The organism is Fructilactobacillus vespulae (assembly GCF_047324295.1).
Classification (GTDB): domain Bacteria; phylum Bacillota; class Bacilli; order Lactobacillales; family Lactobacillaceae; genus Fructilactobacillus; species Fructilactobacillus vespulae.
On sequence record NZ_CP137138.1, the window covers coordinates 958,347 to 979,445 of the forward strand.

20 protein-coding genes and 1 other annotated feature are annotated in these 21,099 nt (G+C 34.3%); of the genes, 12 read left to right on the top strand and 8 right to left on the bottom strand.

Going from position 1 to position 21,099, the window contains the following annotated elements; translation table 11 throughout:
• Window positions 1-48: 48 nt before the first annotated feature.
• Together R4B61_RS04695 and R4B61_RS04700 are read right to left on the bottom strand one after the other, a co-directional pair.
• Window positions 49-456, bottom strand: a complete 408-nt coding sequence (locus tag R4B61_RS04695) for an ImmA/IrrE family metallo-endopeptidase (RefSeq protein ID WP_413627126.1) — start codon at window positions 454-456, stop codon at window positions 49-51.
• Complete coding sequence (locus tag R4B61_RS04700; protein ID WP_413627127.1) at window positions 437-778, bottom strand: helix-turn-helix domain-containing protein; 342 nt, start codon at window positions 776-778, stop codon at window positions 437-439. Before R4B61_RS04700 ends, R4B61_RS04695 begins: the two co-directional genes overlap by 20 nt.
• 221 nt (window positions 779-999) lie before the next feature.
• Here R4B61_RS04700 and R4B61_RS04705 point away from each other — a divergent pair, with 221 nt between their 5' ends.
• A complete protein-coding gene (locus tag R4B61_RS04705) occupies window positions 1,000-1,203 on the top strand; it encodes a transcriptional regulator (protein ID WP_413627128.1) in 204 nt (67 codons plus the stop codon).
• Between the two features lie 51 nt (window positions 1,204-1,254).
• Here R4B61_RS04705 and R4B61_RS04710 read toward each other — a convergent pair whose 3' ends face one another.
• Window positions 1,255-1,815 carry a DUF5067 domain-containing protein gene (locus R4B61_RS04710; RefSeq protein WP_413627129.1) on the bottom strand — a complete coding sequence of 187 codons (561 nt, stop codon included), beginning with the start codon at window positions 1,813-1,815 and terminating at the stop codon, window positions 1,255-1,257.
• Window positions 1,816-1,984: 169 nt separating this feature from the next.
• Between R4B61_RS04710 and R4B61_RS04715 the strand changes: the two genes are divergently transcribed.
• The 6 genes from R4B61_RS04715 to R4B61_RS04740 all read left to right on the top strand — a co-directional run bounded on the left by R4B61_RS04715 (window position 1,985) and on the right by R4B61_RS04740 (window position 8,961).
• Entirely contained in the window at window positions 1,985-3,346 is a 1,362-nt protein-coding gene (locus R4B61_RS04715; RefSeq protein WP_413627130.1) for an FAD-dependent oxidoreductase, read from the top strand.
• Window positions 3,347-3,454: 108 nt separating this feature from the next.
• A complete protein-coding gene (locus tag R4B61_RS04720) occupies window positions 3,455-4,639 on the top strand; it encodes an aminotransferase class I/II-fold pyridoxal phosphate-dependent enzyme (protein ID WP_413627131.1) in 1,185 nt (394 codons plus the stop codon).
• Window positions 4,640-4,740: 101 nt separating this feature from the next.
• Complete coding sequence (locus R4B61_RS04725) at window positions 4,741-5,919, top strand: hydroxymethylglutaryl-CoA synthase (protein ID WP_413627132.1); 1,179 nt, start codon at window positions 4,741-4,743, stop codon at window positions 5,917-5,919.
• A gap of 148 nt (window positions 5,920-6,067) precedes the next feature.
• Window positions 6,068-7,330: a solute carrier family 23 protein gene (locus R4B61_RS04730; protein ID WP_413627133.1), complete on the top strand. Its 1,263-nt coding sequence runs from the start codon at window positions 6,068-6,070 to the stop codon at window positions 7,328-7,330.
• A 199-nt stretch (window positions 7,331-7,529) separates the two neighbouring features.
• Window positions 7,530-8,222 (top strand): amino acid ABC transporter permease, encoded by a 693-nt coding sequence (locus R4B61_RS04735; RefSeq protein WP_413627134.1) that lies wholly within the window; start codon window positions 7,530-7,532, stop codon window positions 8,220-8,222.
• Between the two features lies 1 nt (window position 8,223).
• A complete protein-coding gene (locus tag R4B61_RS04740) occupies window positions 8,224-8,961 on the top strand; it encodes an amino acid ABC transporter ATP-binding protein (RefSeq protein WP_413627135.1) in 738 nt (245 codons plus the stop codon).
• A gap of 48 nt (window positions 8,962-9,009) precedes the next feature.
• On the opposite strand, the gene R4B61_RS04745 is transcribed toward R4B61_RS04740, so the two are convergent.
• The 5 genes from R4B61_RS04745 to rpsD form a co-directional block, all read right to left on the bottom strand.
• Entirely contained in the window at window positions 9,010-9,498 is a 489-nt protein-coding gene (locus R4B61_RS04745; protein ID WP_413627136.1) for a universal stress protein, read from the bottom strand.
• A 62-nt stretch (window positions 9,499-9,560) separates the two neighbouring features.
• Window positions 9,561-9,845 (bottom strand): hypothetical protein, encoded by a 285-nt coding sequence (locus R4B61_RS04750; RefSeq protein WP_413627137.1) that lies wholly within the window; start codon window positions 9,843-9,845, stop codon window positions 9,561-9,563.
• Window positions 9,845-11,125, bottom strand: a complete 1,281-nt coding sequence (locus R4B61_RS04755; RefSeq protein ID WP_413627138.1) for a replication-associated recombination protein A — start codon at window positions 11,123-11,125, stop codon at window positions 9,845-9,847. The genes R4B61_RS04750 and R4B61_RS04755 overlap by 1 nt, the downstream gene beginning before the upstream one ends.
• Window positions 11,126-11,127: 2 nt before the next feature.
• Window positions 11,128-11,583 (bottom strand): DUF1694 domain-containing protein, encoded by a 456-nt coding sequence (locus tag R4B61_RS04760; RefSeq protein WP_413627139.1) that lies wholly within the window; start codon window positions 11,581-11,583, stop codon window positions 11,128-11,130.
• 93 nt (window positions 11,584-11,676) lie between these two features.
• Window positions 11,677-12,282: a 30S ribosomal protein S4 gene (gene rpsD / locus R4B61_RS04765; RefSeq protein WP_413627140.1), complete on the bottom strand. Its 606-nt coding sequence runs from the start codon at window positions 12,280-12,282 to the stop codon at window positions 11,677-11,679.
• A gap of 315 nt (window positions 12,283-12,597) precedes the next feature.
• Here rpsD and R4B61_RS04770 point away from each other — a divergent pair, with 315 nt between their 5' ends.
• From R4B61_RS04770 to R4B61_RS04790, 5 genes are all read left to right on the top strand, one after another.
• On the top strand, window positions 12,598-14,301 hold the full coding sequence (locus tag R4B61_RS04770; RefSeq protein ID WP_413627141.1) for a septation ring formation regulator EzrA: 1,704 nt from the start codon (window positions 12,598-12,600) through the stop codon (window positions 14,299-14,301).
• Window positions 14,302-14,367: 66 nt separating this feature from the next.
• Window positions 14,368-15,513 (top strand): cysteine desulfurase family protein, encoded by a 1,146-nt coding sequence (locus R4B61_RS04775; RefSeq protein ID WP_413627142.1) that lies wholly within the window; start codon window positions 14,368-14,370, stop codon window positions 15,511-15,513.
• A gap of 32 nt (window positions 15,514-15,545) precedes the next feature.
• A complete protein-coding gene (gene thiI / locus R4B61_RS04780; protein ID WP_413628295.1) occupies window positions 15,546-16,769 on the top strand; it encodes a tRNA uracil 4-sulfurtransferase ThiI in 1,224 nt (407 codons plus the stop codon).
• A 52-nt stretch (window positions 16,770-16,821) separates the two neighbouring features.
• Window positions 16,822-17,026: a binding site (T-box leader), on the top strand.
• A gap of 42 nt (window positions 17,027-17,068) precedes the next feature.
• Entirely contained in the window at window positions 17,069-19,732 is a 2,664-nt protein-coding gene (locus R4B61_RS04785; RefSeq protein WP_413627143.1) for a valine--tRNA ligase, read from the top strand.
• A gap of 50 nt (window positions 19,733-19,782) precedes the next feature.
• Window positions 19,783-21,072 carry a bifunctional folylpolyglutamate synthase/dihydrofolate synthase gene (locus R4B61_RS04790; protein WP_413627144.1) on the top strand — a complete coding sequence of 430 codons (1,290 nt, stop codon included), beginning with the start codon at window positions 19,783-19,785 and terminating at the stop codon, window positions 21,070-21,072.
• Window positions 21,073-21,099 lie beyond the last annotated feature (27 nt).

Sequence of the window (21,099 nt, forward strand, 5' to 3'; positions counted from 1 at the left end):
ATAAAAGACAAAAAAGCATCCCGTAATGAATGCTTTTTTGATCGGTAATTAAATAAATGATTTTAAATATTTATGACACTCATTTTGTAAATTAGAAGGAATCGCAAAATAGTTCATAAAATTAAGATAATTGATGTTTTCTTTTTCATCAATTAATTCTAAATAGTAGGGGATTAACATTTTAATGCTATTACAATTAGCTTGATATTCAAAGTTGAATCGACCTCGTAACCGCATGTTTTGCGCGTCATGATTGTTACACATTAGTAAATGACTGATTTCGTGACAAATTATAAAAGGAATTTGTCTTTGATTATGCCAATTCATATTAATTACAATTGCTTGATGAAAGGTACTAGCAATAGATGGGGTATCTGAATCAAGTGTATTGATTAGTTTGATTTCAAAATTATGTTTTTTTCCATAATCCAACAAATCATTTATTATCGTCCTCATTGTCGTTAATTCCCTTTAGGACCTCAAAAATAATTTTTAATTGATCTGGTTTTACGTCTTTTCCTTGATATTTAAAAGTTAAATTATTGTTGGCCAGATCAATAGTTTCTATATTATCCTGAGGGTTTTTATAGATATCAGATAGTTCAGAAATAGGAACATCTAAAACCTTTGCAATCTTGTCTAATGTTTCTTTTCTAGGTTCAATACCTTGATTATAACGATAAATAGCATTGCTACTTAGCCCAATTGCTTGGGCAATTTCAGTTAGTGAAATATCTTTTTCTTTAGCGATTCTTTTTATATTTTCATAAGTTGTCATTGAGTAATCCACCAGTCGAGAACACTTAAAGTGTAATAGTTTGACTATTTTACACTTTGAGTATAATATTAATCTTATAAGATGTTTATAGAACTAGTACTTGCTTTATTTAATTTATTAAATAAGGCAGTTTTTTTAATATTCTAGTAATTAATAACAATAAACGTTCTGTTATAGACTGTCAATAAATTAATCAATAAATTACAGGAAAAGGTGAGCTAATGTTAGAAGAATCAGCTAGAGAAAAAATTGAACTATTAACTGATGAAATCATCATTAAGTTAAGAAGGAAGCACATGAGTCAGGTTGAATTAGGGAAAATGATCGATGAAAGTCCCGTTCAATTAAACCGTGCTATTCATGGAGATATGACACCTAAATCTGTAAAAATTAGAAAGAAAATTTATAAAGTTTTAGATATGTAGTCAAATACGAAAAAAAGTTCAATTTCTATTATGAAATTGAACTTTTTTTTATTATTGTTTGATGCTGAACTCTTCAGTTCCTAAATTAGTTCCATCAAGTGTTGAAGTAGTAGCAGCAGTAATATTATTGTTGCTAATTCCTTCACTAGCATTAATTTTGATTGAGTCATTTGCATTATCCAAGGCATAGACAACTGAACTTTCAATTGAATCACCTTTAGCTAAGTTTTCATTGGGGTTAGAAGGCAATCTGTCATCACTAAAATCGGTAGTTTTCAATTCTTTATTACCTTGTGAAACTTTAAAAGTTGAATTCCAAGCGTTTAGCGGTGTCAAAATGTTGGTTGATTCATTGGTAACTTTGTATTGAAAGGCAATGAGAGTTTGATCTGAATCACCTTGTTGAATGGTTTTAACTCCCTTGATTTTAATTGTTTTATCATTTAACTTAGCAACGTTATTTTTAAATGATGATTTGGCTGGAGCTTTAATTTGCTTAGTTTTTTTGGTGTTATCTTGGTTAGATTTTTTGTAACTTCCATCTAAAGAAGAGCAACTAGCAAGAGTTAAGCAACTTGCGATGGTTAGGGTTCCAATTAAAAATTTCTTCAAAATAAAAATCTCCTTAAATTTAATTTAAATCCATTGTAACTTAAGTTAGTTATCATTGGTAGGTGATGCTTGCAAAGTACTGAACTTTCTTTCATAATGAGTGTACACATTAAGGATTGTGATATAGAAGTGTGCAAAATCATTTTTTGTAAATTTAGGAGGAGTACCAATGAAAGTTGCTGTAATTGGATCATCACATGGAGGTTTTGAGGCCGTTAGAGGTGTCCTTCATGATTTCCCAGATGCTGAAATAACTTGGTATGAAAAGGGAGATTTTGTTTCATTCCTATCATGTGGAATGGAACTATACCTTCAAGGAATTGTAAAAGACGTTAATTCAGTAAGTTATGCAACAGTTCCAGGTATGGAAGCTGAAGGAGTTAGTGTGAAAATTAACTCAGAAGTTACTAAAATTAACCCCGAAAAGCATACAATCGAAGTGAAAAATGTCAACAATGGAGAAACGGTAGAAGATCAATATGATAAATTAGTTCTATCGATCGGTGCCGTTCCATTTGAATTACCAGTTCCTGGACGTGAATTGGATAATATTTATGCAATGCGTGGACGCGATTGGGCAATCTTACTTAAAAAAGCCGAAATCGATCCAGAAATTAAAAATGTTACTGTAGTTGGTTCAGGATACATTGGTATTGAAGCTGCAGAATCATTTGCAAAAGCTGGTAAACACGTTACTGTTATTGACAATAATCCAACAATTTTAGGTACTTACCTAGATTCTGAATTCACTGACATTTTAGGCAATGAATTAACTAAACAAGGAATGGAATTACGATTATCACAATCAGTTAAAGAATACGTTGGAAATGCTGATAATAAAATTACCGATGTGATTACTACTAAAGGTGATAAGTATCCAGCTGATTTAGTAATTGAAACCGCTGGTATTAGACCAAATACTGCTTGGGTAAAAGATGTAGTTGACGTAGATGATCACGGCTTTATCGTTACCGATGAATACCAAGAAACTAGTCAACCTGATATTTTTGCAGTTGGTGATGCAACTAAGATTGAATTTGCACCAACTGGTAAAAAACAAGTAATTGCTTTAGCATCTAATGCTCGTCGTCAAGGACGTTCAGCAGCATATAACCTTATGGAAAAGAGACGTAAAACTACTGCAGTCTCAGGATCTTCAGCATTACATGTTTATGATTACAAGTTTGCCTCAACTGGGGTAAAAGATGTCACTGCTGATCAATTAGGTGTAGACGTTAAATCTGTATTAGTAAAAGATACTAAAGTCCCAGCCTTTGTACCCGAACCAAGAAATGCTGATGTGTACTTTAAGTTAACTTTTGATGCTAAAACTAGAGAAGTAAAGGGTGCACAAATTATGTCAGTTCAAGATGTAACTGCCAATATTAATGCTATTTCTCTTGCAATTCAACAACACATGACAGTTGATGAATTAGCCTACGCTGATTTCTTCTTCCAACCCGGATTTGATCGCCCATGGAACATCATGAACATTGCTGCTCAAAAAGCACAAGATGAACTAGATAAATAATCAAAAGAACTTCAAGTTTATTCTTGAAGTTTTTTTTGATTACTATTAAACTTAGGTTTAACTAAAAAGTAAGACTCATTGTTCATGTGAGGATTTAGGGAGATTAAAATGCCAAAGTTAAACGAGAGATTACAGGATACTTTTAACCACACGCTTTTACAAATTAAGCCATCTAGAATTCGTTCATTTGTTTCTAAAATTAATGGAATTGATGGTTTAATTAGTTTAAATGTTGGAGAACCCGGGTTTAATACCCCTGAACATATCAAAGAAGCGGCAATTAAGAGTATTGCCGAAGATAAGTCACATTATTCACCACAACCAGGTTGGTTGGAATTAAGACAATCAATTAGTCGTTATGTTGAAAAGAAAACGGGAGTTTCTTATGACCCAGAAACTGAAGTTGTCGTAACTGATGGGGCAACTGAGGCACTTGCAAGTACCTTTATTGCAGTTGTTAATGAAGGCGACAAGGTGATTGTTCCAATGCCTGGATATCCAGCTTATTCTGCTGATATTGAAATGGCTCGTGGAGTAGTGGTGCCGGTTGATACTTCTGCAGATAAGTTTAAATTAACTCCTGTTAAGTTAGAAGAAACATTAAAAAACGACCCTGAAATTAAAGCAATTATCTTAAATTACCCTACTAATCCAACTGGAGTAGAGTACACTCCAGAAGAAGTTCAAGCACTAACTAAGGTTCTTGATAAATATGGTATTTTAGTAATTTCTGATGAAATTTATGGTGAATTAACTTACGATGTTAAGCATGAATCAGTAGTTAAGTATCTTCCTAATAATTCAATTTTGATTAATGGTGTTTCTAAATCACACGCGATGACGGGATACCGTTTAGGTTATGTGACTGGTCCGGCAGAAATCGTTGCAAACGTTAAAAAAGTTCATGGATTTTTAGTAACTTCACCTTCAAATCCTGCTCAATATGGAGCAATTGAAGCGTTAGATAATGGTTTAGAAGATTCACAACCAATGTTAAATGAATATCGTGAACGAAGAGATTACGTAACTGAAAGCTTGAGCAAAATTGGGTTTGATATTATTAGTCCCGATGGAGCCTTCTATATCTTCGCAAAAATTCCTGCTCAATATTCTGAGTTAACTTCTGAAGAGTTTGCATTAAAACTTGCCAATGATGCTCACGTTGGTGTGACTCCAGGAGATGCTTTTGGGGATAGTGGTCAAGGTTATATTCGAATTTCATATGCAGCTGATATGGATCAAATTATTGAAGCAATGAAACGAATCAAAAAAATGATAGAACAAGATAATTAAGCATTAATAGCTTGAAAAAACTACCAAAATTAGTTTTGGTAGTTTTATTTTGTTATTATAAATTTATGAATAGATTGAAAATAAAAAGCAGGAGTGATTTAATGAACGTCGGAATTGATAAAATTGGTTTTTTTACCCCAAATTATTATGTTGATATGGTTGAATTAGCAAAAGCAAGAAATGAAGACCCTAATAAATATTTAATTGGAATCGGACAAACAGAACAAGCGGTAATTCCTCCCACCCAAGATACAGTAACAATGGCTGCGAATGCAGCATCACAAATCATTAACGATGCTAATCGAAAGAAAATTAGTTTAATTATTTTTGGAACTGAAACGGGAGTGGATAATTCTAAATCTGGGGCAATCTATTTACAGAATTTATTGAAGTTAAAACGAGAAGCACGCGCTTTTGAAATTAAACAAGCATGTTATGGAGCAACTGCAGGAATTCAAATGGCAAAAGATTTTGTAAAAGCTCATCCAGAACAACAAGCACTAGTAATTGGGTCAGATATTGCTAGATATGGAGTAGCAACTCCAGGAGAAGTGACCCAGGGTGGTGGTGCAATTGCAATGACAATTGCTAATGATCCAGACATAATGGAATTGAGTTCAGATAGCAGTGTTTATTCTGATGATATTATGGATTTTTGGCGACCATTAAATAAAACTGAAGCAGTGGTTGATGGACATTATTCTAATGACATTTATCAAGATTTCTTCTATAAAACCATTCATAATTATCTTGATAATCATGATATGACCCTGGCTGAATTTAAGGCCTTAGTATTTCATTTGCCATACACTAAAATGGGATTAAAAGGACTACGAAAAGTATTGCCAGAGGTTTCTGAAACTAAGCAGACAGAATTATTAAAAGAATTTGAAGCTAGTCGTGTTTACAGCAAAAGGGTGGGTAATTTATACACAGGTTCACTATATCTTAGTTTGTTATCGCTATTAGACAATTCATCTGATTTGAAAGCTAATGATAAGGTTGGAATCTTTAGTTATGGTTCAGGTGCTCAAGGTGAATTTTTCGTGGGGACCTTAAAAGAAAACTTCAAAAATGGTGAACGAAAGTTAAGAATTAAGCAGTTGTTAGATGAACGTACTAAATTAAGTGTTTCAGAATATGAAAACATGTTTAACCAGTGGACTAATTTAGATCCAGATAATTTTACTGGTGATGTTATTGATAATTCTGAATTTACGTTTAATGGGATAGTTGATGAAAAACGTCAATATTCTACAAAAAAATTGACAAATAGTTAAAACAATAGTAAATTAAGTTCTAATAATTAATCTTAAAGCCCGTCCAGAGAGACAGCAAGATTTTAGGTACGACTTATTAAAAACTACGTCTATACTAAAAGATTACCGTCGAAGTGGCGGTAATCTTTTTATTTTGAGGAGAATCGGTATGGATAAAAACAAGGATATGGTTCTTGATATTCATGAAAAGCCAAGTGGAATTAAATGGGTTGGACTTTCACTTCAACACATGTTTTCAATGTTTGGAAGTACAGTAATTGTCCCATTACTAGTTGGATTAAGTCCTAGTATTGCTTTATTTGCTTCTGGAATTGGAACCTTGTTACACATTTTAATTACTAAGGGGAAAATTCCAGCTTACATGGGATCAAGTTTTGCTTTCATTACCCCTATGTTGGCATTGATGAAGACTACGGGAATTTCTGGAGTACAACAAGGTGTGATTGCGGTAGGAGTTGTTTATCTAATTGTGGCATTGTTGGTTTGGATGCTTGGAACCAATTGGATTGATAAATTATTACCACCCATTGTTGTTGGACCAATCGTTGTTGTAATTGGTTTATCACTTGCTGGAGCAGCAGCCAAAGATGCAATGATGAAAAATGGAACTTACAATTTAACCTATTTTTTAATTGCAATGGCAACGTTATTCTTAGCAATCTTCTTTAATATGAAACTTAAAGGATTTTTAGGAATGATTCCAGTTCTATTAGCGATTGTTTGTGGTTATTTAATATCAATGGCATGTGGGTTAGTTGATCTTCATGCGATTGCATCAGCACCCTGGTTTAAAGTTCCAGAATTTCAGTTATTAGCAACTGAAAAAGGTTTTCACTTTGAATGGAACGCTATTATTGTTATGGCACCAATTGCCTTTGTTACAATGACTGAACATATGGGACACTTAATGGTTTTAGGTGAATTGACTAACCGTAACTTCTTTAAAGAACCTGGTTTAAACAGAACTTTAGCAGGTGATGGGGCAGCATCTTTAGCAGCCGGAATTCTAGGTGGTCCTGCCGTTACCAGTTATGGTGAAAATATTGGGGTCATGGCAATTACTAAAGTATATAGTGTGTATGTTATTATCGGAGCGGCCATCTTTGCAATGATCTTTTCCTTTGTTAATAAATTGAATGTTTTGATTATGCAGATGCCACTACCAGTTATTGGAGGAATTAGTTTCTTGTTATTTGGAACAATTGCTTCAAGTGGAATTAAAGTCATGGTCGACGATAAAGTTGATATGGGATTAAAACGTAATTTAATGATTGCTTCCGTAATTTTAGTGATTGGGGTAGGAAACGCCTATCTACAATTAGGAGAATTTCAATTTACTGGTGTTGCTTTAGCAACTGTAATTGGAATTGTCTTAAACCAAGTTTTACCAAAAGAAGATTCTAAAAAATAAAATGATTAATTGCATCTGGCCAAAAGGCTGGGTGCTTTTTTTACTTTAACTTTTGTTTAAATTTACAAGGAAAATTCATGGAAAAAAAGTAAGTGTTTCGTTATAATTATGTTTGTATTAAATTTGTACGTTAGGTAGTATTGGTTGATAATTAGCAGAATTGATTTTATCAAAATACTATCGGAAAAGAGGATATAGTATGTGGGACATTGTTATTTCTGCACTTCCTAAATTATTGGAAGCAATGATTAAGTATACAATTCCGCTAACCTTAATTTCATTTTTCTTTGGAATTATAATTGCGGTCTTAGTAGCGTTAGTAAAATTCTTAAATCCAAAAGTAAGCGGAATTGTTTTGGTTTTATGGAAACTTTTAAGAACGATTGCAAACTTATACGTTTGGGCCTTTCGTTCAACACCTTTACTAGTTCAATTATTCATAATTTTCTTTGGACTACCAGCTGCGGGGATTAAATTACCTGCATTTACAGCTGCCGTAATTGGATTTTCATTAAATACGGGAGCTTATGCTTCTGAAACAATTCGTTCTGCTTTATTATCTGTTAGTAAAGATCAGTGGGATGCAGCCTATACTTTAGGATTTAGTGTTCCCCAAACTCTTTGGCGGATAATTATGCCACAAGCATTTAGAATCGTTTTACCACCACTTTCAAATGAATTTATTGGTTTAGTTAAAGATACTTCATTGGCAAGTACAATTACGATTGCTGAAATGTTCCAATTGAGTCAGCAATACGCAGCACAAAACTATGAGCCACTACTAATGTATGTTGAAGTTGCTGCTTTATATGCAGTGTTATGTACAATACTTAATATTCTTCAGAATTATCTAGAAAAGAGATCTTCTAAATACATTAAGGGAGACGAATAAAATGTTAAAGATAAATCAATTAGAAAAGAACTTTGATGAAAAGTTGGTTTTAAATAAAATTACAACTGAATTTCCTAAGGAAAAGACGACGGTGATTGTTGGTCCTTCAGGTTCAGGTAAAACAACCTTATTACGTTCATTAGATTTATTAGTAAAACCTGATTCAGGTGAAATTAATTTTGATGATTTGCAGTTAGACTTCAGTAATCCAATCACCAAGCATGAAGCTAATGAATTAAGAAATAAAACTAGCATGGTTTTTCAAAACTGGAATCTCTTTCCTAATCTTAGTATCTTAGATAATATTACGGTTGCTCCAATTCATGTTCATCATCAAGACAAAGAAGTTGCTGAGAAAAATGCTCATTCACTTTTACAAGAAGTGGGACTAGATGAGTATGCCGGTTCATTTCCTAGCGAGCTTTCGGGTGGTCAACAACAAAGAATTTCAATTTGTCGTGCATTAGCGGTTAAACCAGAATATATTTTACTAGATGAGCCAACTAGTGCATTGGATCCAGAAAGTGAAATTAAAATTTTGGAAATGCTATCTAGAATCTCGAAAGAGGGTCAATCAATGATTATGGTTACCCATAACATGCAATTTGCCAAAGATGCCGCAGATAAAATTATTTTTGTGGAAAATGGTGTAATTGAGTATGATGGACCGAAAGATGATTTTTTCTCCAATCCAACTCCTCGAGTACAAGAGTTCTTACAAGGAATTTCATTGAAATAAAGATAACAAAAGAGGCGTTAACTTTTAAAGTTAACGCCTCTTATTTTTTTATTTTACTTTTTTCTTAGCTGTTTTTGCATCTACAACTTCATTATTGAGATCAGTCCGGACAACTAGTACATCACAGGCAGCATTTCTAGTTACATATTCTGTAACTGAGCCAACTAGTAATCGAGCAACGGCATTTAAACCGGTGGCACCAATCATAATTAAATCAGTGTCTAATTGTTTGGTTAGGTCCCTAGCAACGATGGTTTTAGGGGCCCCATATTCAATTGAGTAATCAACATTATTTAAACCAGCTTCTTGAGCTTCAGAAACGTATTTTTCCAAAGTTTTTTTAACTGATTCAGTTACTTCATTGATAATTGATGAATCAAAACTAGAAATATCTTGAAAAGTTCTAGTATCAATTATATGCACAATGTGAAGATGAGCATCGTTTCTTTTGGCAACGGCAACTGCCTTTTCAAAAGCTAACTCAGCACCGTATGAACCATCAACAGGGACTAAAATGTTTTCATATTCTTGTAACATGATTTCACCTCGTAATTGTATTTACTTAATTGTAGTCTTTTTAAAATAAATTTACTAGTTTTTTAACGATTAATAAATTGAGCTAAAATTGCTTCGGGGACCACACAACAAACACAACCAACAATTAATGTCACTACAATTAAGATGGTATTGTTCAAAAGAGCGGCAAGAATTCCTAAGATACCAACCACTGTAATGATAATGCCACTAATTTTTAGTGTTTTACTTAATGCAGGAATTGATTCGGGTTTAAACATCATGAAATTTTTTTGGGTATGTTTAAGAAAATAAATTCCGTTTGAAAGAAGTAGCAGCGAAAATAATAATACTAAAACTTGAATTGCCATTAGTTTCCATCCTTACCATTTTTTAATAAATTTAATTTCTGATATTGCTTTGAAAATGCTTTTTCTATTTTTCCATTTTCTTTAGGTTGATAATATTTTGCATTTTTAATTTTATCAGGTAAATACTGTTGTCTTACCCAGTCACCAGGAAAATCGTGGGGGAATTTGTAACCTACCACGCCTAGTTTTTCTGCTCCTTGATAATGAGCATCGCGAATTTCCTTGGGAATATCACCATAATTTCCACTTTTAACTTCTGATAGTGCGGCATCAATCGCTGCAATTCCACTGTTAGATTTTGGTGATAAACATAGTTCGATAATGGCATCAGCCAGCGGGATTCTTCCTTCTGGCAATCCTAAACGATCAGCTGCTTGAACAGCCATCACCGTTCTTTGACAAGCACTCGGGTTAGCTAACCCAATATCTTCGTAAGCAATGACCATTAATCTTCTAGTTAATGAATTTAAGTCACCAGATTCAATTAGACGAGCAGCGTAGTGCAAGGCAGCATCGGTATCCGAACCTCTGATTGATTTTTGAAAGGCAGAAATCACGTTATAGTGAGCATCACCATTTTTATCTTGAGTTAGAGCTTTTCTTTGGAGACAAGCTTCAATGTCTTTTAAAGTTACAGTTATAATTCCATTTTCTTCTGGAGTTGATTTAACGCATAGTTCTAAGGCATTTAGGGCACTTCTTAAATCACCATTGGTACTATTGGTTAAAAATTCAAACGCATCGTCATTTAGATTAACGTTATAATTTCCCAGTCCATTTTGTGAATCTGCTAGTGCGCGATTAACTGCAGTTTTAATATCTGAGCTACTTAGCGGATTTACCTGAAAGATTTGTGTTCGAGAGCGAATGGCCGGATTAATATTAATGTATGGATTTTCAGTTGTTGCACCAATTAATATAATTTGGCCACTTTCTAGTAGGGGAAGCAAGAAGTCTTGTTTGGTTTTATCAAGTCGATGAATTTCATCCAGTAATAAGATGACAGTTCCACTCATTTTTGCTTCTTCAGCAACAATTTGTAAATCTTTTTTGGTATCGGTGGCGGCATTTAGGATTCTAAATGCATATTTAGTCGATCCGGCAATTGCACTAGCGATACTAGTTTTTCCGGTTCCAGGTGGTCCATATAAGATCATAGACGAAAGAATTTTTGCTTTAACCATTCGATCGATGATTTTACCAGGTCCGACTAAGTCTTGTTGGCCGACAACTTCACTAATGTTTTTAGGTCGCATGCGGTATGCGAGTGGTTTTTGCATATTTATCCTTCTTTATTACGATTGAATAGTTTTTGCCAAAACGTTAGTTTAGTCTTTGGACTATTAACAGTTTTAGACGTAGTTTCACTAAATTCAATGTTGGTTTCGTTGATTGATTGTTTTGCTGCAACTACAATTGCAAAAGCAGTTGCTGTATTTTGGTAGATTTTATCGGTATTAATGTTAAATTTAGCGTTGTTCGCTGCTGCTGCCTTTAAATAAGGACTTTGTTGGTTAGTGGGTAGGGCACCGTTAATAATTATTTGATAATCTGGATGCATTTGAATAATTTTAATTGTTTGATTAACTGCATCTGAATTAGTAACTTGCGCAAAGGGAATTGCCAAGGCGACTCTTTCACGGAAGGTTCCCAAATATTTTCTTTGTTCATCTGGATTTATTTTAGGTGATTCACCACTCATAGATTGATCGAGACGGTTTTGCACATCTTCTGTCATAGTTAGGCTCCTTTGGTTTAAAGATACTCTAATTGTATCATTAATAAATAAAAAAGCGGTCTCAAGAGAGATCGCTTTTTTAGATACTTAATATTAACGGTTGTAGTATTCAACAACTAATGAAGTATCAATATTTGCATTTAATTCATCTGGTTGTGGAAGTCTAACAAATGAACCTTCAAGCTTTTCAGCATCGAATGATACGAAAGCAGGACGACTTACAACAGCACTAACTGCTTCAGTAATAACGCTCATAGTTTTTGACTTTTCACGAACAGCAATAACTTGACCAGGTTCTACTAAGTATGATGGAATATCAACACGTTTACCATCAACAGTAATGTGACCGTGGTTTACTAATTGTCTAGCTTGGCGACGAGTAGTTGCTAAACCTAGACGGTAAACAACGTTATCTAAACGTTGTTCAAGTTTAATTTCGAAGTTATCACCATGCTTACCTTCACGAATTTTACCAGCTTTTAAGAAAAGTGCGTAAAATTGACGTTCAGTTAAACCATACATGTAACGCATTTTTTGCTTTTCACGTAATTGAACACCGTATTCTGAAATCTTTTGGCGACGACCTTGACCGTGAACACCAGGAGCGTAAGGACGACGTTGTAATTCTTTACCAGTACCTGATAATGAAATACCAAGACGACGAGAAATTCTCCAACTTGGACCTGTATATCTTGACATAAAAAAATCCTCCAATAATATTTTTGGAGTAAAATAACCAATGTACACTTAGTATTCGTGCATGTCTCTCAGAACGTTCACCTCAGCAGCAGGTGGGTTACTAATTAAACTATTCTAAGATAGCAAAGACATGTTGACGAGCTTACCGTGTACCGCTGCATTATTTTACACAAATTCAATTATAACCTTTAAATGGGGATTAAGTCAACCACGTCAACCCGTTTTTAGCGATTCATAATATAATTAGATATTTGTTTATGTTATAATCAATTGTAGTGCACAAGCATAAACCAAATAAAATTAAAGGTGGATAACATGCTAAACTTAATTATCGGAATTCTTGTAATAATTGTGGTTATCTACATTTCAATCGTTATATACCAAAAGGGAATATTAAAAAAAGCGATGGTGATGCAGAACCAAATTAATAAATTTGAAGAGTTAAACTTAGATGACGATTTTAATAAGGTTAAAAAATTAGGGTTGATTGGTGAATCTAAAAAGATGACCGATGAGGCATTCGGTAACTATCAAGATTTACTAAACCAAAGCATTCCTCAAGCACGTCAATTGATTTCTACAATTGAAAAGGGTGTTAAGGGAGTTAATTTTATTAACACTAGAAATAGTGTCGAACAGTTGCAAAGTGACTCAGTAGAAATTGCGACAAAACTTGATGAAATTCAAGATGTTCTCGATAAGGTTAAGCAATTAGCTGCTGAACATCAAAAGGCGGTTTCAAGTTTAGAATTTAGATACCGTAAACTTAGAAAAGTGTTGTTAACTAAGAATGGTGAGTTTGGTCCTGCAATTGATGCATTAGAAGAACAGTTATCAGCAATTGAAGAAACATTTGATGTGTTCTCAAATTTAACTAAGCAGGGTGATCAAAGTAAGGCAGAAAAAGTCTTAGTTGATTTAAATACCTCCACTGAGGAGTTAGAAAAAATAATTAATGAAATTCCTAAACTTTATAAATTGAACAGTAAGCAATTTGTAAATCAAATTGATGAAATTTCAAATGCATATTCTAAAATGAAAAAAGAAGGTTACAACTTCATTGATGATGAGTTTGAGATTTCACTTAAGGAATTACAAAATTCAGTTAATGATAATCTCGAGGGGATTAAAAAACTAGAGATCCCGGTTGTCGATACTGAAGATGAAATAATTAATACTAAAATTAATCGTTTGTACGATGAAATGGAAGTCGAACTAAAGGCCCGCGTGGCAGTTGAAAAGGACATTGAAAAGATTACGATGTTTGTCGAACATGCTACGCACCAAAACACCATTTTGCGAGAAGAGCTTGAAAGATTAAGCCATAATTATTCTCTAGAACATGGAGAAATTAAACAGGCACAAGACTTTGAACAACAAATTGCAGAAATTTCTGAACAACATCAAGCGGACTTAAAAACAATCAGTGATGGTAAAGTAATTTATTCAGAAATTGATTCTCACAATCAGAATTTCAATAGTTACCTGACTTTGATTGAAAAACAACAAATGGAATTAAACGATTCTATCTCAGATTTCAGTAAAGAAGAAAAAATCGCGCATCGTGATCTAAGCAACCTAAGTTCGGAAATGCATATGCTTCAAAGAAAAGTTGAAAACTTGAACCTACCTGGGATTGCTAATGACTATGTTGAATTTTTTGATATGGTTGCTAAAGAGATTAATCAACTTAGTTCAACAATGAACCGGGTTAAAATTAGTATGGATGATGTGCAAAAGCAACTAAGCCAAATTAAGCAAGATCGAGATGCATTGCAGGAAAAAACAGATGATTTAATTGATCAATCTATTTTAGCCGAACAAGTTATGCAATATGCCAATCGCTATGCTAAGACTAAGCCAGAGATTGGTAAGGCATTATTGGAAGCAAAAGATTTGTTTGATAAACAGTACCAATACAACGACAGCCTAGCAGTGATTGCCAATGCAATTGATAGAGTAGAACCAGGAACTTACAAAAAAATTGAAGATCGTTACTATAAAAATAAAGCTAAATAATTAGTGTACGTACCAGGCCAATTTTTTGGCCTGGTTTCGTGTTTAAATTATGAATTGAGGTTAAGAATGATTTATTTTGATAACAGTGCTACGACCAGAGTTAATGATGAGGTTTTAAAAACTTATAATTTGGTCAGCCAAAACTTTTGGGGTAATCCTTCCAGTTTACATGACTTTGGTGAGAAGTCGTATAACTTATTATCGCAATCCAGAAAACAAATTGCGGATTTGCTAGGAGTTAATCCTGCTGAGATATTCTTTACTAGCGGTGGAACCGAAGGAGATAACTGGATTATAAAAGGGACTGCTTTAGCTAAACGAGAATATGGAAAGCATATTATTGTATCTAAAATTGAGCATGCCGCGGTATTGAACTCGGTTGCAGCCCTAGAAGAATTAGGATTTGAAATAACTTACTTACCAGTTGACCAAGAAGGAAGAGTTTCTGTAAAAGACTTGAAGGACGCAATTCGTCCTGATACAATTTTAGTTTCGGTAATGGCAGTTAACAATGAAATTGGAGTTATTCAGCCGTTAGATGAAATTGCTGATTTCTTACAGGATTATCCTAAAGTTCATTTTCATGTCGATGCGGTTCAAGGATTAGGCAAGGGAATTCACGATTTAGTGTTTAATAAAAGGGTGGATTTCATTACTTTTTCTGGTCATAAATTTCATGCTCCTCGGGGAGTTGGCTTTATCTATTCTAGAAATGGTAAAAAGTTAAAGCCTTTCATGGATGGTGGTGGTCAAGAATTTGGTCAACGTAGTGGGACCGAAAACTTACCAGCAATTGCAGCAATGGCAAAGGCAGTTAGAATCTTAAAAGAAAATGAGAGTGCCGCAATTGTTAAAGAACAAGAAATTCGCCAATTTATTGTTGATCACATTGGTAAATTTGAAAAGGTAGAGATGTTTTCTAAACTTAACGATCATTTTGCGCCGCACATCTTGTGTTTTGCAATTTTAGGCGTTAAAGGCGAAACAATTGTTCATGCTTTTGAAAAAGAGGGGATTTATATCTCAACTACTAGTGCATGCTCTTCGAAAAAGGGTGTTACATCTGGTACACTAAATGCAATGGGAGTTCCCCAAGAAGTTGCTAAAAGTGCGGTTCGAATTTCTTTGGGAGACCAAAATAACTTAAAAGAAGCACAGCAGTTTATTGCAGTTTTTGATAAACTGTATGAACAATTCAAAAAATTAAGCTAATTTAATTTAGCTATAGAAAAGAAGTGATGAAAATGAAGTATAGTGAAATAATGGTTCGCTACGGTGAATTATCGACAAAAGGTAAAAACAAGCGTGACTTTATTCGTCAACTAGGGAAAAATGTCCGTGATGTTTTACGATCTTTTGAAGCAGTTGAAGTAAAAGCACAACGTGATCGTCTTCATGTGATTTTAAATGATCAAGATGCTACACCGGTTATGGATGCTTTGGGAAAAGTTTTTGGAATTGAAACTTTTTCTCCAGTTGTTAAGTTGCCAAGTGATGCTCCTTTAGAAGAAGTTCAAAAGACGGCTTTGGAAATGATCAAAGAACAATTTACTCCTGGAAAAACATTTAAAATTAGTACCAAACGTCAAAATAAAGATTATCCATTAAATACTTATGGGGTAGATAATGGAATCGGTGGCTATATTTTAGATAATTTACCTGAAATTGATGTTAAGATGAAGAATCCAGATATTGAGTTACGAGTTGAAGTACGATTGAGTGGTATTTATTTATCTAGTGAGACAATTCAAGGGGCCTTGGGTCTTCCAGTTGGAACCGGTGGACGTGCAACGATGATGCTTTCTGGAGGAATTGATTCTCCAGTAGCAGCTTATCTTGCGATGAAACGTGGAGTTAAAGTGGATATGATTCATTTTTACAGTCCTCCATACACTAGTCCACAAGCTTTAGCTAAAGCAAAAGACTTAGCAGAAAAGCTAACCGCTTTTGGTGGTACAATCGACTTCATTGAGGTTCCTTTTACTAAGGTTCAAGAAGATGTTAAAGAAAAAGTACCTGAAGGTTATTTAATGACTATTCAGAGACGGATGATGCTACGTTTAGCAGCTGCAATCACATTAGATCGTAGTTGTAACGGAGTGTTTACTGGTGAATCACTAGGTCAAGTGGCATCACAAACGATTGAAAGTATGCGAGTAATTAATGAAGTAACTTCTGTTCCGGTTTTAAGACCATTATTATCATTTGATAAAACAGAAATTATCAAAATAGCTCGAGATATTGATACCTATGATCTATCAATCATGCCATTTGAAGATTGTTGTACAATATTCACGCCACCATCACCGAAAACCAAACCTGATTTAGAAAAAACAATTAAGTTTGAAAAACGAATTGATGTTGATGCTTTGATGGAAGAATCTTTAGCTGATGTTAAAGTAACCAAAATTAGAGTTGGTGATGATTACTTAAATGCCGAAAAAGATGTCTTTGCAGAATTACTTTAAGAAGCATTCTGTTTGACGAAATTTGGATTATTGAGTATTATTATTTGTAAATATAAATGCATTGAGCAAGAGGGCTAATGATTTAACTTCAAAGCGAGAGAATTAATAGTGAGAGATTCTTAAGTGATGATTTAGTTGTAGCTTGTGAGCAGATTTAGTGAATTTTAGTAACTAAATTCGGGTACGACCGTTATCGAGATTAAGTTGGGATTAGAAATAATCCAATTTAGGTGGTACCGCGAGCATTCGTCCTATTTAGAGGATGAATGCTTTTTTTATAGAAAAAATGAGGTGAAGATATGTCAAAAGAAATTGAAATGTCAACTAAGTTTAATCCAAACGAAGTTGAAGCAGGAATGTATCAAAAATGGTTGGATGCCGATGCTTTTAAAGCTAGTGGCGACCAAAAAGCAAAACCATATTCAATCGTTTTGCCACCACCAAATGTTACTGGTAAGTTGCATTTAGGTCATGCTTGGAATACCACTCTTCAAGATATGTTAATCAGACAAAAACGGATGGAAGGTTACGATACTCTTTGGCTTCCCGGAATGGATCATGCTGGAATTGCTACACAAGCAAAAGTGGAAGCAATGTTACAAAAAAAGGGAATTTCTCGCTATGATCTTGGCCGGGAAAAATTCATTGACCAAGTTTGGGAATGGAAAGATGAATTTGCTGATACAATTCACCAACAATGGGCTAAGTTAGGACTTTCCTTAGACTACAGTCGTGAAACTTTTACTCTAGATAAAAACGTTTCTAAGGCTGTCCGCAAGGTTTTTGTTGATTTATATAATCAAGGTTTGATTTACCGGGCCAAATATATTATTAACTGGGATCCACAAGCAAGAACTGCTTTATCTGATATCGAAGTTGAGCATAAAGATGATCAAGGGGCCTTTTATCACGTTAAGTATCCATTTGCTGATGGAACCACTTTTAATGGCAAAGATTACATTGAAATTGCAACAACTCGACCTGAAACCATGTTTGGTGATGTTGCTATTGCCGTTAACCCAAATGATGATCGTTATAAAGATTTAGTGGGTAAAGAAGTTGTAGTTCCTCTAGTTAATCGTAAGGTTCCTATCATTACGGATCATTACGTAGACATCGAATTTGGAACTGGAATGGTTAAAATTACTCCAGCTCATGATCCAAATGACTTTAAAGTTGGAAAGCGTCACGATTTAGCAGAAATCAATACGATAAATGAAGATGCATCAATGAACGAAAATGCTGGTAAGTATGAGGGATTGGATCGATTTGATGCTAGAAAAGCAATGGTTAAAGATATCGAAGACCAGGGCTTAATGCTTCGTGTTGACCCAATCGTCCATGCGGTTGGTCATTCAGAAAGAACGGGAGTGCAAGTTGAATCTCGTTTATCTACACAATGGTTTGTTAAAATGAAACCATTGGCAGAAAAGGCAATGGAAAACCAAGATACTGATGACGCCGTTAACTTTGTTCCTAAGCGTTATGAACATACGTTTAATCAATGGATGGAAGAAATTCATGATTGGTGTATTTCAAGACAACTATGGTGGGGACACCAAATTCCAGCTTGGTACAACAAAGAAACTGGTGAAATGTACGTTGGCGAAGATGCGCCTAAAGATCCAGAAAACTGGGAACAAGATCAAGACGTTTTAGATACTTGGTTCTCATCTGGTCTTTGGCCATTTACTACAATGGGTTGGCCAAATACTGAAGAGGGAGATTTTGCTAGATACTTCCCAACTTCAACTTTGGTTACCGGAGATGATTTAGTATTCTTCTGGATTTCTCGAATGATTTTCCAAAGTCTTCACTTTACTGGTCGTCGTCCATTTAAAGATGTTCTGCTTCATGGATTAATTCGTGATGAACAAGGCCGTAAAATGAGTAAATCATTGGGTAACGGAATTGATCCAATGGATGTAATTGATAAGTACGGTGCTGATGCTCTTCGTTGGTCACTTTCAACCGGAACTACACCAGGTCAAGATGAACGTTTTAGTTATGATAAAGTAGATTCTGCCTGGAAATTTGTCAACAAGATCTGGAATGCCAGTCGTTATGTAATCATGAACTTAGGTGATATTTCTGCACCGGAAAAACCAAATGTAGCTGATCTTAATTTGTCAGATAAATGGATTCTTTCACGTTTAAATAAAACGATTGAAAGAGTTAAAGACAATTATGATAAGTACAACTTTGGGGAAGCTAACCGGGCTATGTATGACTTCATCTGGAATGATTTTTGTGATTGGTATATTGAAATGAGTAAGGAAATTCTTACTGGTGACAATGAAGAAGCTAAACAAAAAACTAGAAATGTGTTGGCGTATGTTCTTGACCAAATTTTACGTTTGCTTCACCCAGTTATGCCATTTGTAACTGAAAAAATTTGGTTATCAATGCCTCATAACGGTGATTCATTAGTTACTGCAGCCTATCCTGAAGTACAACCAGAATTCACTAATGCTGATGCTGAATCCAATATGAGTCATTTAATTGAAGTAATTAAGGCAGTTAGAAACATTCGGGCAGAAGCCAATGCGCCACTTGGTAACCCGGTTGATATTCTAATTAAAACAAAAGATAACGGATTAAAAGCAGTGCTTGAAAATAATCGTGAATACATTGATCGCTTTGGACATCCAGATAAGCTCGAAATTGGTACTGATATTGACGTGCCAGACTTAGCAATGACTTCTGTGATTACAGATGCTGAAATTAGTATTCCATTGGCAGAATTGATCGATTTAAACGATGAAATTGCCAGATTAGAAAAAGAAGTTAAGCGCTTTGAATCTGAGGTTGAACGTGCTAAACGCAAGCTTTCAAACAAGAAGTTTGTTGATAATGCACCCGAAAAAATTGTTGCAGAAGAAAAGACTAAACAACAAGATAACGAAAATAAACTTAAATCTGCTGAGCAAAGATTGGCAGAAGTTAAAAAAGCTGCAAATTAATAAAAACAAGTCCGGCAATTTGCTGGACTTGTTTTTGTAAGGAGAAAAAAATGATTAATGGCTATCAGGCGGCGCTAAATTATATTCATTCTCGACCTCGAATAAAAAAAGAAACCACGCAAAAAAGAATTCAATTTTTATTGGAAAAACTAGATAACCCCCAAAGGCAGGTAAAATCGATTCATGTGGTGGGTACTAATGGAAAAGGTTCAGTGGTAGCTTATTTACAAAAGTTATTGCAAGGCTCTGGTCAAAAGGTGGGGACGTATACTTCGCCCTTTATGATTAATTTTAATGAAAGAATAAGTATTGATGGTCTGCCAATTTCTGATGATGATTTGGTCAATTTGGTTAAAAAAGTAAAGCCGATTGTAACCAGTATCGAACAAGAAAATCCAGAAATGGGTCCATCGGAATTTGAACTAATTACTGCGATGATGTATTTGTATTTTGAAAAAGAAAAAGTTGATTTGGCAATCGTGGAAGCTGGAATTGGTGGGAAAATGGACTCAACTAATGTGGACGATAATTCCATTATGACAATCATCACCACAATTGGAATGGACCATATGAAGCTACTAGGGAATACTGTTTCAGAAATTGCCAGGGATAAAGCAGGAATAATTAGAGCTGATCAACCCACGATTGTGGGAAACATAACTGGTGATGCTTTAACAGTGATTAAAACAGAAATTAAACAAAAAAGTAGTCCCGCGTTTTTATTTAATCGAGATTTTTATTATGAAAAATTGAATAAAAATCACTTTAACTTTAATAATAATCAATTTTCTATCAAAAGGATTGAAACCAAAATGCTGGGTGATTTTGAGATGGAAGATGCAAGTATTGCAATTCAAGCTTATCTGGTTTTAAATGGAACGGGAACTACTTGCGATGCGACACAGGTAATTAAAGATAATATTGTGAAAACTAGTTGGATTGGAAGAATGGAAAAAGTGACAGAAAATCCACTCATAATAATTGATGGTGCCCATAATGTTCCCGCGGTTAAACGTTTACTTGCTTCTTTGTCTGATTACCAGGATTTTAAAATTAATCTTGTTTTAGCAGCATTTGCCGATAAACAGTACCAACAAATGTTGAAATTATTTGAGCAAGTACCTAATATTGATATCTATTTAACGAGATTTAGTGTGGAAAATCAGCGGGCAGGAGCAGACTTTAACCAGATAAAGCAACAACGAGAAAACTATTTTTCTGATTGGAAAACGGCGATTGTTGCTGCCCAAAAAAATACGAAAAATAACCATGAATTGGTTTTGATTACAGGATCACTTTTGTTTATTTCAGAGGTTAGAAAATACTTATTAAAATATTAATAAAATATAGGTATATCTAGGCGGAAA

Bases quoted from the DNA above. Each gene is read 5' to 3' on its own strand.
- R4B61_RS04695 (WP_413627126.1), bottom strand. From the start codon at position 456: ATGAGGACGATAATAAATGATTTGTTGGATTATGGAAAAAAACATAAT.
- R4B61_RS04700 (WP_413627127.1), bottom strand. From the start codon at position 778: ATGACAACTTATGAAAATATAAAAAGAATCGCTAAAGAAAAAGATATT.
- R4B61_RS04705 (WP_413627128.1), top strand. From the start codon at position 1,000: ATGTTAGAAGAATCAGCTAGAGAAAAAATTGAACTATTAACTGATGAA.
- R4B61_RS04715 (WP_413627130.1), top strand. From the start codon at position 1,985: ATGAAAGTTGCTGTAATTGGATCATCACATGGAGGTTTTGAGGCCGTT.
- R4B61_RS04720 (WP_413627131.1), top strand. From the start codon at position 3,455: ATGCCAAAGTTAAACGAGAGATTACAGGATACTTTTAACCACACGCTT.
- R4B61_RS04725 (WP_413627132.1), top strand. From the start codon at position 4,741: ATGAACGTCGGAATTGATAAAATTGGTTTTTTTACCCCAAATTATTAT.
- R4B61_RS04730 (WP_413627133.1), top strand. From the start codon at position 6,068: ATGGATAAAAACAAGGATATGGTTCTTGATATTCATGAAAAGCCAAGT.
- R4B61_RS04735 (WP_413627134.1), top strand. From the start codon at position 7,530: ATGTGGGACATTGTTATTTCTGCACTTCCTAAATTATTGGAAGCAATG.
- R4B61_RS04740 (WP_413627135.1), top strand. From the start codon at position 8,224: ATGTTAAAGATAAATCAATTAGAAAAGAACTTTGATGAAAAGTTGGTT.
- R4B61_RS04745 (WP_413627136.1), bottom strand. From the start codon at position 9,498: ATGTTACAAGAATATGAAAACATTTTAGTCCCTGTTGATGGTTCATAC.
- R4B61_RS04750 (WP_413627137.1), bottom strand. From the start codon at position 9,845: ATGGCAATTCAAGTTTTAGTATTATTATTTTCGCTGCTACTTCTTTCA.
- R4B61_RS04755 (WP_413627138.1), bottom strand. From the start codon at position 11,125: ATGCAAAAACCACTCGCATACCGCATGCGACCTAAAAACATTAGTGAA.
- R4B61_RS04760 (WP_413627139.1), bottom strand. From the start codon at position 11,583: ATGACAGAAGATGTGCAAAACCGTCTCGATCAATCTATGAGTGGTGAA.
- rpsD (WP_413627140.1), bottom strand. From the start codon at position 12,282: ATGTCAAGATATACAGGTCCAAGTTGGAGAATTTCTCGTCGTCTTGGT.
- R4B61_RS04770 (WP_413627141.1), top strand. From the start codon at position 12,598: ATGCTAAACTTAATTATCGGAATTCTTGTAATAATTGTGGTTATCTAC.
- R4B61_RS04775 (WP_413627142.1), top strand. From the start codon at position 14,368: ATGATTTATTTTGATAACAGTGCTACGACCAGAGTTAATGATGAGGTT.
- thiI (WP_413628295.1), top strand. From the start codon at position 15,546: ATGAAGTATAGTGAAATAATGGTTCGCTACGGTGAATTATCGACAAAA.
- R4B61_RS04785 (WP_413627143.1), top strand. From the start codon at position 17,069: ATGTCAAAAGAAATTGAAATGTCAACTAAGTTTAATCCAAACGAAGTT.
- R4B61_RS04790 (WP_413627144.1), top strand. From the start codon at position 19,783: ATGATTAATGGCTATCAGGCGGCGCTAAATTATATTCATTCTCGACCT.